The organism is Pseudomonas sp. Van50, from assembly GCF_055390755.1.
On sequence record NZ_AP024343.1, the window covers coordinates 4,146,444 to 4,157,339 of the forward strand.

Here is a 10,896-nt window from a genome sequence, read left to right on the forward strand (position 1 = left end):
AGGAGTCAACGACATGCAAACGCTCAACCTCGCCACCCGCCGCTGGTGGTACATCATGCCCATCGTCTTCATCACCTACAGCCTGGCCTACCTCGACCGGGCCAATTATGGATTTGCCGCCGCCTCGGGCATGGCCAAGGACCTGATGATCACCCCAGGGCTTTCGTCGCTGCTGGGCGCCCTGTTTTTCCTCGGCTACTTTTTCTTCCAGGTCCCGGGGGCGATCTACGCGCAAAAGCACAGCGTGAAGAAGCTGATCTTCGTCAGCCTGATCCTCTGGGGTTCGCTGGCCACCCTGACGGGCGTGGTCTCCAATGCCTACTGGCTGATCGTGATCCGCTTCATGCTCGGGGTGGTCGAGGCCGCGGTGATGCCGGCGATGCTGGTGTACCTGTGCCACTGGTTCACCCGGGCCGAACGCTCGCGCGCCAATACCTTCCTGATCCTCGGCAACCCGGTGACCATGCTGTGGATGTCCGTGGTCTCGGGTTACCTGGTGCAGCAATTCGACTGGCGCTGGATGTTCATCATCGAGGGCCTACCGGCGGTGCTCTGGGCCTTTGTCTGGTGGCGCCTGGCCGATGATCGCCCGGCCCAGGCCAAGTGGCTCAGCGACCAGGAAAAACATGATCTGGAAAGTGCCTTGGCGGCCGAACAGGTCGGCATCAAGGCGGTGAAGAACTACGCCGAAGCCTTCCGCTCTCCCAAGGTGATCATCCTGGCGTTGCAGTTTTTCTGCTGGAGCATCGGCGTCTACGGGTTTGTGCTGTGGTTGCCGTCGATCCTCAAGGCCGGCCTGCAGATGAACATGGTCGAGGCCGGGTGGCTGTCGTCCTTGCCGTACCTGGCGGCGGTGATCGGCATGCTGGTGGTGTCCTGGGCGTCGGACAAGGCGCAGAAGCGCAAGCGTTTTGTCTGGCCGCCGCTGCTGATCGCCTCCATCGCGTTCTACGCCTCCTACCTGCTGGGGGCCGAGCACTTCTGGTGGTCCTATGGCTTGCTGGTGGTCGCCGGCGCTTGCATGTACGCGCCCTACGGTCCGTTCTTCGCCATCGTTCCGGAAATCCTCCCGGCCAATGTCGCCGGCGGCGCCATGGCGTTGATCAACAGCATGGGCGCGCTGGGTTCGTTCGGCGGTTCGTACCTGGTGGGCTACCTCAACGGCACCACCGGCTCCCCTGGCATGTCCTTCCTGCTGATGAGCGGCGCCTTGCTGCTGTCGGTCGTGCTGACCCTCGCCCTCAAGCCCGGCGCCAGCGACCGGACCGTCTCCCACTCCGCGACGCCGAGCCCGGCGCCCGCCCGTTCCTGAATCGAGACCCCTCCCATGAAAAAGCACGTGGTGTTGTACAAAGCGCTGTCACCTCAATTGATGGCTCGCCTGCAAGCCCAGGCCCAAGTCACGCTCATCGAACGCCTCGATGCCCAGGGCCTGGCACAACTGCGCGACGCCCTGCCCACGGCCCACGGCCTGCTGGGCGCCAGCCTCAAGCTGGATGCGGCGCTGCTGGACCTGGCGCCGAACCTGCAAGCCATCGCCAGCGTCTCGGTGGGGGTCGATAACTACGACATCGACTACCTGACTGATCGTCGGATCCTGCTGACCAATACCCCGGACGTGCTCACCGAAACCACCGCGGATACCGGTTTCGCCCTGATCCTGGCAACCGCCCGGCGCGTGGTGGAACTGGCCAACCTGGTGCGCAGCGGCGGCTGGCAACAGAGCATCGGCCCCCGGCATTTCGGCACCGACGTCCATGGCAAGACCCTGGGCATCATCGGCATGGGGCGCATCGGCGAAGCCTTGGCCCAGCGCGGCCACTTCGGCTTCGGCATGCCGGTGCTCTACCACAGCCACTCGCCCAAGCCCGCGGTCGAGCAGCGTTTCGGTGCGCGTTACTGCAGTCTCGAAACATTGTTGCAGCAGGCGGACTTCGTTTGCCTGACCTTGCCCTTGACGGCTGAAACCCAAGGGCTGATCGATGCGCAGGCGTTTGCCCGAATGCGTCCCGAGACCCTCTTCATCAATATCTCCCGAGGCAAAGTGGTGGATGAAGCGGCACTGATCGACGCCCTGCGCAACAAACAGATCCGTGGCGCGGGACTGGACGTCTTCGAGCGCGAACCCTTGAATGCCGATTCGCCGCTGTTGCAGATGGACAACGTGGTAGCGACACCGCACATGGGCTCGGCCACCCACGAGACCCGGGAAGCGATGGCGCGCTGCGCCGTGGACAACCTGCTGGCGGCATTGGCGGGGAGCGGCCGGCGAATCTGGTGAATGCGGGGGCGTGGAAAGGCTGAGCTATCCACCGCCAATCCCTGTGGGAGCTGAGCTTGCTCGCGATAGCGGTGGGTCAGGCTCCATCTATGTTGGATATTGCGCCGCCATCGCGAGCAAGCTCGGCTCCCACAATGGATTCGTGGTGTTCCTTGCTCCTGCGTCCACCGCCAATCCCCCTGTGGGAACGAGCTTGCTGACGATAGCGGTGGCTCGGCCGCATTGAAGTTGAATGTACCGTCGTCATCGCGAGCAAGCTCGGCTCCCACAATGGATTCGTGGTGTTCCTTGCTCCTGCGTCCACCGCCAATCCCCCTGTGGGAGCTGAGCTTGCTCGCGATAGCGGTGGGTCGGCTACATTGAAGTTGAATGTACCGTCGTCATCGCGAGCAAGCTCGGCTCCCACAATGGATTCGTGGTGTTCCTTGCTCCTGCGTCCACCGCCAATCCCCTGTGGGAGCTGAGCTTGCTCGCGATGGCGGTGGGTCAGGCTCCATCTATGTTGGATATTGCGCCGCCATCGCGAGCAAGCTTGGCTCCCACAGGTTTTGCGGCTTGCCCAGGATTTAAGGAATGCCACAAGGGTTATGTCGGTTGGCGGGTTTCGATGTTGTCCAGTGCACGGTTCGCCAGCAGGCTGCCCAGTTCGATCAGTTGCTGAATGCCCAGGAGGAAATGCCGGCGTGAACCGTCCAGGTCGAAAGCCAGGTCATTGACCATGGCATTGGCCGAAGCCAGGGTTTCGCTGAGGTTGGCAAGCAGGCTTTCGGTGTCGATGTCTTTGTTGACGGTGAAGAGTTGGCCCAGGGCAGGTTCGGCTTCGGGTTTGTCCGGCTTGGGGTTCAGGTAATGGTCGAGGACTCGGTCGGTGACTTCGTCGTGTTTCTGGGACTTGGTTTTTGGACGCGGTGAGGTCGGTTCGGTGTTCGGGGGATTGGGGGTAGCTTTGAACATAAATAGAATCTCATGTGGGATAGGAGGAACCACCACCTCGCTACCAAACGAGGGTGGCGGCCATACGAAGGTTGGTAGACCGGCCCACATGAACTCCGGCGCGCTCGAGAGCGCCCTACGCATGGCCACCATCAAATACAAATGCTGAGATGCACTTGTAAAAAGTGACGCTTGCGTCATGTAGAGAGCCGGGCTACCAAACCCGATCGCTGATTCATCAGCGACCCGGAAACGATAGAACCTGCCTCCCAAGCGCACAAGCCGGCGAATTCTGGCGCAGTTGTAGGCAACGGCGCAAGACAACGTAGCCTGTTCCAGAGCACTCCTACATCCCGATAAACACCCCTTCACTTTGTGAGTGCTTCCCACTGGAGCGCCAGCCCGGTCAAGCGGGAGCAAGCTCCCTCGCCACGGGGTAAGTGCGCCTGTCCGGGTGGGATTCATGGCAAGCAAACCCACCTCACAATCTTTCCAAGCCGATCACAATTCACACGGCCAATCAAAATCCCGTTAGTCGCCACCCCCCGCCATGCATTAAAGTAACGCCCCAGCCCCGGCGTTATCCGAACGCCTGGGGCCACCCTTTCCAGGAACAGTCACCGATGGAACATCGTGAAGCGCTGCTTGCGCTGCGAACCTTTCTTTCAACGCAGATTCTCGGCCAGGAAAAACTCATCGAGCGCCTGCTCATCGCCTTGCTCGCCGACGGTCATATGCTGGTGGAAGGCGCGCCTGGGCTGGCCAAGACCAAGGCCATCAAAGAGCTGGCCGAGGGCATCGAAGCGCAATTCCATCGTATCCAGTTCACCCCTGACCTGCTGCCCGCCGACATTACCGGCACGGAAATCTACCGGCCGGAAACCGGCAGTTTCGTGTTCCAGCAAGGGCCTATTTTCCATAACCTGGTGCTGGCGGACGAAATCAACCGCGCCCCGGCCAAGGTCCAGTCGGCCCTGCTCGAAGCCATGGCCGAACGCCAGGTCAGTGTCGGGCGCAGCACGTATGAACTGTCGCCGCTGTTCCTGGTGATGGCCACGCAGAACCCGATCGAGCAGGAAGGCACCTACCCGCTGCCCGAAGCCCAGCTCGACCGGTTCCTGATGCACGTCAAGATCGGTTTTCCCGATGCCGCCGTGGAACGCCGCATCCTGCAGCAGGCCCGGGGTGAAGCGCTGAACGGCGAGACCAAGCCCGAGCGCCGCGTGAGCCAGCAGGCGATCTTCTCCGCACGCAAGGAAATCCTCGGGTTGTACATGGCCGACGCCGTGGAGGAGTACCTGGTGCAACTGATCATGGCCACCCGCAACCCGGCCAAGTTCGATCCGGAAATGGCCGAGTGGATCGCCTACGGCGCCAGTCCGCGGGGTTCCATCGCCCTTGACCGCTGCGCCCGTGCCCATGCCTGGCTGGCCGGGCGCGACTTTGTCAGCCCGGAAGATATCCAGGCCGTGCTGTTCGACGTGCTGCGCCATCGCATCATCCTGTCGTTCGAAGCCGAGGCCGCCGGCATCGACCAGGACCGGGTCGTGCAGCGAATTCTCGACGTCGTCGCTGTCGCTTGAGCATGAGTCATGAATAACCCCCTGGCGCCCGCACCGGGTATCCGCGTCAGCCTGTCGGAGCTGATCGAGATGCGCCATCGCGTGCGCGAGGTGCAACTGTTCTCGACACCGGGCCAGCGCAGCCCGCTGATCGGCCTGCACCACTCCAAGCTGCGCGGGCGCGGGGTGGATTTCGACCAGGTGCGGGTCTACCAGGCCGGCGACGACGTGCGCACCATTGACTGGCGCGTCACCGCCCGGACCCAGGAGCCCCACACCAAGCTGTTCCACGAAGAGCGGGAACGGCCGATCTTCATCATGATCGAGCAAAGCCACCGGCTGTTCTTCGGCTCGGGGCTGATGTTCAAGTCGGTACTCGCCGCCCAGGCCGCCAGCCTGATCGGCTGGGCCGCGCTGGGGCACAACGACCGGGTCGGCGGCCTGGTGTTCGGTAACAACACCCATTACGAAGTCAAGCCACGGCGCAGCAAACAGAGCCTGTTGCAATTGCTCAACCGGCTGGTGCGGGTCAATCAGTCACTGCACACCGAGGGCGAGCCGGACCGGGACTCGTTCGGCATCGCCCTGCGTCGGGCCCGGGAAGTGCTGCGGCCCGGCAGCCTGGTGATCGTGATTTGCGACGAGCGTGCGTTGTCCGACAGCGCCGAACAACAACTGAGCCTGCTGTCGCGTCATTGCGACCTGTTGCTGCTGCCGCTGTCGGACCCGCTGGATCACGCCTTGCCCGCCGCCGGTTTGCTGCGCTTCGCCCAGCGTGGCGCGCAGTTGGAGCTCGACACCCTGAATTTCGAACTGCGCCAGGCCTATCGCGCCCAGGCCGAGGCACGCCAGGCGCGTTGGGAATTGCTGGCGCAAAAGCTGCGAATCCTGATGATGCCCCTGAGTACCCAGGGCGACATGGTCGAGCAGCTACGCGAATACCTGAACCCCAAGCGGGCCGGGAAAAGCCGATGAGCAGCCTCGATCAATTGCAGCCGCTGATGGCGCCACCGCCCATTGGCTTCTGGCCGCCCGCACCGGGCTGGTGGTTGCTACTGCTGATGTTGCCGTTGCTGGGCCTGGGGCTGTGGCAATTGCGCCGGTTCATTCCCGCCAAGCGTACCGCCGACCGCAGCGAGCAACCCCTGGACCCGGTGCGCCTGGCCGCCCTGGCCGAACTCGCCCGGCTGCCCAAGCCCTACGACGGCGCGCCAGCCGGTGCCTGGTTGCAGCAACTCAACGGGCTGCTCAAGCGCCTGTGTCGCAACCACTACCCCTACAGCCAGAGCCACACCCTCAACGGGCGCAAATGGCTGGCCTTCCTGGACAACCGTTGCCCGGCCGCTGGCTTGACGCGCTGGATGGTGCTGGTGGAAGGCGCCTACAAGCCCGAATGCAAGCTCGATGACAAAGCCATCGCCGGCCTGACCCAGGCGGTCGAAATCTGGATTCGCAAACATGTTTGAATTCGCCTGGCCGTGGGTGTTCGCCCTGTTGCCGCTGCCCTGGCTGATGCGCCTGGTGCTGCCGGCGGCCGACAGCGGCGAGCCGGCGCTCAAGGTCAGCTTCCTCGGCGACCTGGAAGGCCTGGTGGGCCGTCGGGCCCGGGCCAATCTGCCGACCTGGCGGCAACAGGCGCCCTTTATCCTGATCTGGCTGCTGTTGCTGATCGCCGCTGCACGACCGCAGTGGCTGGGGGAACCGCTGCCCATTGCCGCCAGCGGTCGCGACCTGCTGGTGGCGGTGGACGTCTCGGGCTCCATGGACTTTCCCGACATGCAGTGGAAGGACGAAGACGTCAGTCGCCTCGCGCTGGTCCAGCACATGCTCGGGGATTTTCTCGAAGGCCGCGAAGGAGACCGGGTCGGCCTGATCCTGTTCGGCAGCCAGGCCTACTTGCAGGCACCGCTGACCTTCGACCGCCGCACCGTGCGTCGTTGGCTCGACGAGGCGCGCATCGGCATCGCCGGCAAGAATACCGCCATCGGCGACGCCATCGGCCTGGCCCTCAAGCGCCTGCGCCAGCGTCCGGCCCACAGTCGCGTACTGATCCTGGTCACCGACGGCGCCAACAACGGCGGCGAAATAGACCCGCTGACCGCCGCGCGGTTGGCCGCCGACGAAGGCGTGAAAATCTATCCGATCGGCATTGGTGCCGACCCGGAACAAAGTGGCACGGCGGGCTTCCTCGGCGTCAACCCGAGCCTGGACCTCGACGAGCCGACCCTCAAGGACATTGCCCAGGTCACGGGCGGTCGCTATTTTCGCGCCCAGGATGGCGAGCAATTGCTGGCGATCAAGACCACCCTCGACCAGCTCGAACCGGTGACCCAGCAACCGACCCAGGCACGCCCTGCCCTGGCGCTGTATCACTGGCCCCTGGCCGCTGCGCTGCTGTTGAGCATATTGCTGGTGGCCCGGGCGCGCTGGCCGGACAATCCACTGCAACGTCTGTTCAACCAGCCGCTGTTCCAACCGTCCCAACACACCGAGTGGCGCCAGCGGCTCAAGCGCCTGCGCTTGCGGAGGCGTCGATGATCGCCCTCTGGCCGCACTGGCTGCGCCCCTGGTTCGTGTTGCTGCTGCCGTTGCTGGGCTGGTTGCTTTGGCAACTGTGGCACCGGCAGAAACGGGTGGGCCGCTGGCAGATGATCCTGCCGCCGGCCTTTCATGCGGTACTGCTCAGTGGCGGCAGTGGTCGGGAAAGCCGGCTGCCGTGGATTGCCCTGGGCCTGGGCTGGCTGTTGATCGTGCTGGCGTTGCTGGGGCCAAGCTGGGCGCGGGTCGAACAGACCAGCCAGAAACCCGCCGATCCGCTGATAGTGATACTGGAACTGACCCCGGAAATGCTCGCCACCGATGTCCCGCCCACGCGCCTGGAACAGGCCCGGCGCAAGGTGCTGGACCTGTTGCAGAACCGTAGCGATGCCCAGACCGCGATCATCGTCTATGCCGGCAGCGCCCACACGCTGGTGCCGCTGTCCGACGATCTGGCCACCAGCACCAACCTGCTCGAAGCCCTCGCGCCGTCGATCATGCCCCAAAGCGGCCATCGCGCCGACCTGGCTGTTCATAAAGCCATGGCCCTGCTGGACCAGGGTGAACTCGGCCACGGTCGGATCCTGCTGATCGGTTCGTCGTTGAACGAGCAGGAACGTGAAGGCATCCGCCAGGTCCTGGACGGTTCCGCCACACAATGGCTGATGCTGGGCATCGGTACCCGCGAAGGCGCACCGGTGGCCCAGGAAGATGGCAGCTACCTCAAGGATGCCCAGGGTTCGATCCTGGTACCGCGCCTGGACAGCCCGGGCCTCAAGGCCTTCGCCAACGAGCTGGACGGCCGCTACCGACCGGCGCGGCTGGACGACAGCGACCTGCGCGGCCTGGGTCTGCTGGACGGTCCTCGCCATCTGCGCAGCGACGGCCAGACATTGCGCCTGGACACCTGGGCCGACCAGGGTTATTGGCTGCTCCTGCCCTTGTTGCTGCTGGCCGCTTGCGCCGGGCGTCGAGGCTGGCTGTTCTGCCTGCCGCTGCTGTTCATGTTGCCGCAAACCGGCCACGCTTTCGAATTCCAGGACCTGTGGTTGCGCCCCGACCAGCAGGGCCAGCACTTGCTCAAGCAAAAGCGCCCCGCCGAAGCCGCCGCCCACTTCGAAGACAGCCAATGGCAAGGCGTCGCCCTGTACGAAGCCGGCCAATACAGCGAAGCCGCCCGGCGCTTCGCCGAAGGCAACGACGCCCGTGCCCACTACAATCGCGGCAACGCCCTGGCTCGCAGCGGTGAGCTGGAAGCCGCACTGGACGCCTATGAACAAGCCCTGGAATTGCAACCCGACCTGCGCCCGGCCCAGACCAACAAGGCCCTGGTGCAGAGCCTGTTGAACGAACAGGCACCACCGACACCAGAGCCCAAGCCCGCCGAACGCGAGGAACCGGGCCAGGGCGAGCAAACGCCGGATAGCACTTCGACCAGTCAATCTTCAGAAGAGGGCCAACCCTCCACCGAGGCCACCGCGACACCGGACGAATCCCAGCCGCCACGGACCGCGCAAGCGCCCACCGCCCAGGATGTGCCGGGCAGCGAGCTGCCCGACGAGCAGACCACCACGCCGCCGCTGCGTCCCGCCGCCGGCCAGCGCAATGAAGAAGAACAACGCCAGGCCATGGAACAATGGCTGCGCCAGATCCCGGACAATCCCGGCGAGCTGCTCAGGCGTAAATTCTGGTATGAACAGCAAAGCCATCAGGCCCAGGGAAAAACCCCATGACCCGCTTCACCGCCTACCTCCTCGTCTTGCTGCTCTGGGCCTCTGGAACCCAGGCTGCACAGCTGACGGCCAGTGTGGACCGCAGCCGCCTGAACTCAGGGGAAACGGTGGAGCTGACCCTGGAATCCAACGACGCCACGCTGTTCGGCAAACCCGACCTGGGCCCGCTCCAGGCCTTGTTCGATGTGCGCGGCACCCGTCAGGTCAACCAGTTGACGACCCTCGACGGCGAGAACCGCGCCACCACCCGCTGGATCGTCACCCTGCTGCCGCGCCAGAGCGGCACCGTGATCATTCCCCCGCTGCAACTGGGTGAAGTGACCAGCCAGCCGATCACCTTGCAAGTCATCGAAAGCGAAACCCGCAATGCGTCCGGGACCCTGGCACCGGTGTTCATCGAGGCCAGCCTCGACCAGACCCAGGTGTATGTGCAGGCCCAGGCAATCCTGACATTGCGCATCTACCATTCGGTGTCGCTGTACGACGACAGCAGCCTGACGCCACTGCACATCCCCGATGCCCGCACCGAACAACTGGGCGAATCGCGCACCTATGAAAAGGTCATCAACGATGTGCGCCACGGCGTGATCGAGCTGCGTTATGGCATCTACCCGCAACGTAGCGGTGAGCTGACGATCCCGGCCCAGACCTTCAGCGCCACCCTGGTCGAACCGGTGGCCCAGGACGCAGCCCCTTCGGGCCCCAAGCCCGGCCAATTGATGCGGGTAAGCTCCGAGCTCCTGCAACTGAGCGTCAAGCCCAAGCCCGCCAGCTACCCGGCCGACGTGCCTTGGTTGCCGGCACGCAGCCTGTCCTTGAGCGAGAGTTGGAGCCCGGAACCGACCCACAGCCAGGTGGGCGACTCCTTGACCCGCAGCCTGACCCTGGAAGCCGAAGGCCTGGCCAGCGCCCAATTACCACCGCTGCCGGCCACCGAGATCAACGGCCTGCGACGTTATCCGGACCAGCCAGTACTCAGCAGCCGCAGCAGTGAACGCGGGCTGGTGGGCAGCCGCGAAGACCGCGAGGCGCTGGTGCCCAACCGCAGCGGCACCATCGAGCTGCCACCGGTGGAGGTGGTCTGGTGGAACACCCTGGAAGATCACCTGGACCGCACCAGCCTCCCGGCGCGGACCCTGCAGGTGGCGAACAATCCGAGCCTGATGGTGGATACGCCCGCCGGCACGGCGCAGATCGTGACGACGGTCGACAGCGAGACCCTGTGGTATTGGCAACTGAGCAGCCTGATCCTGGCCTGCACGACGCTGCTCGGCTTTGGCTTGTGGTGGCGCGCCCGCTGGCAGCCGGCCATCCTGCGCTCGACCCAGGCCGGACCGAGCCCGCGCACCCTGCTGGACGACCTCAAGCGCACCTGCCTGGCCAACGACCCCCACGCCACCCGCCAGGCCCTGGACGCCTGGGCCCGCCAGCAACCGGAAACCCTGGCCGACATGGCGGCGCGTTTCGTGCCGCTGTCCGACGCCCTGGACGGCCTCAACGGCGCGCTCTACAGCGAGACCGGCCAGCATTGGCAAGGCGAAGACCTGTGGCGCGCGATCCGCACCATCCCGCCCACCGAAGGGGCGCTGGATGCGGCCGGTGATTCGGGATTGCCACCGCTTTACCCCAAATAACCCACGCCTTGTCTTGCAGCTTTTGCAGCTTTTGCAGCTTTTGCAGCTTTTGTGGCTTTTGTGGCTTTTGTGGCTTTTGTGGCGAGGGAGCTTGCTCCCGCTCGATTGCGCAGCAATCGCAAAAAGGGGCCGCTGCGCAGCCCAGCGGGAGCAAGCTCCCTCGCCACAGGGGCGTGTTCAAATAGATCCCATGAAGTTGAACAAGTCCTCCCCCC

At 64.4% G+C, this 10,896-nt stretch carries 8 protein-coding genes and 1 pseudogene; 8 read left to right on the plus strand and 1 reads right to left on the minus strand.

Going from position 1 to position 10,896, the window contains the following annotated elements; genetic code table 11:
• The first annotated feature begins 13 nt into the window (after positions 1-13).
• Together ACZ5M5_RS17525 and ACZ5M5_RS17530 are read left to right on the plus strand one after the other, a co-directional pair.
• Positions 14-1,312 (plus strand): MFS transporter, encoded by a 1,299-nt coding sequence (locus ACZ5M5_RS17525; protein WP_464737693.1) that lies wholly within the window; start codon positions 14-16, stop codon positions 1,310-1,312.
• Between the two features lie 15 nt (positions 1,313-1,327).
• Positions 1,328-2,304: pseudogene (locus ACZ5M5_RS17530) on the plus strand (2-hydroxyacid dehydrogenase).
• A 562-nt stretch (positions 2,305-2,866) separates the two neighbouring features.
• Here ACZ5M5_RS17530 and ACZ5M5_RS17535 read toward each other — a convergent pair.
• Positions 2,867-3,235 carry a DUF6124 family protein gene (locus ACZ5M5_RS17535; protein ID WP_207283171.1) on the minus strand — a complete coding sequence of 123 codons (369 nt, stop codon included), beginning with the start codon at positions 3,233-3,235 and terminating at the stop codon, positions 2,867-2,869.
• Between the two features lie 602 nt (positions 3,236-3,837).
• On the opposite strand from ACZ5M5_RS17535, the gene ACZ5M5_RS17540 reads away from it, so the two are divergent.
• The 6 genes from ACZ5M5_RS17540 to ACZ5M5_RS17565 are packed head-to-tail and all read left to right on the plus strand — an operon-like array spanning position 3,838 to position 10,681.
• Positions 3,838-4,797 carry an AAA family ATPase gene (locus ACZ5M5_RS17540; RefSeq protein WP_039589986.1) on the plus strand — a complete coding sequence of 320 codons (960 nt, stop codon included), beginning with the start codon at positions 3,838-3,840 and terminating at the stop codon, positions 4,795-4,797.
• A gap of 9 nt (positions 4,798-4,806) precedes the next feature.
• On the plus strand, positions 4,807-5,751 hold the full coding sequence (locus tag ACZ5M5_RS17545) for a DUF58 domain-containing protein (RefSeq protein ID WP_060742001.1): 945 nt from the start codon (positions 4,807-4,809) through the stop codon (positions 5,749-5,751).
• The gene (locus tag ACZ5M5_RS17550) at positions 5,748-6,242 is read left to right on the plus strand and encodes a DUF4381 domain-containing protein (protein ID WP_060742000.1); all 495 of its coding nucleotides are present in this window, start codon (positions 5,748-5,750) and stop codon (positions 6,240-6,242) included. The genes ACZ5M5_RS17545 and ACZ5M5_RS17550 overlap by 4 nt, the downstream gene beginning before the upstream one ends.
• Positions 6,235-7,314, plus strand: a complete 1,080-nt coding sequence (locus tag ACZ5M5_RS17555; RefSeq protein WP_103309765.1) for a vWA domain-containing protein — start codon at positions 6,235-6,237, stop codon at positions 7,312-7,314. Before ACZ5M5_RS17550 ends, ACZ5M5_RS17555 begins: the two co-directional genes overlap by 8 nt.
• Complete coding sequence (locus ACZ5M5_RS17560) at positions 7,311-9,047, plus strand: tetratricopeptide repeat protein (RefSeq protein ID WP_103309767.1); 1,737 nt, start codon at positions 7,311-7,313, stop codon at positions 9,045-9,047. The genes ACZ5M5_RS17555 and ACZ5M5_RS17560 overlap by 4 nt, the downstream gene beginning before the upstream one ends.
• Positions 9,044-10,681 (plus strand): BatD family protein, encoded by a 1,638-nt coding sequence (locus ACZ5M5_RS17565; protein WP_060741997.1) that lies wholly within the window; start codon positions 9,044-9,046, stop codon positions 10,679-10,681. Before ACZ5M5_RS17560 ends, ACZ5M5_RS17565 begins: the two co-directional genes overlap by 4 nt.
• Positions 10,682-10,896 lie beyond the last annotated feature (215 nt).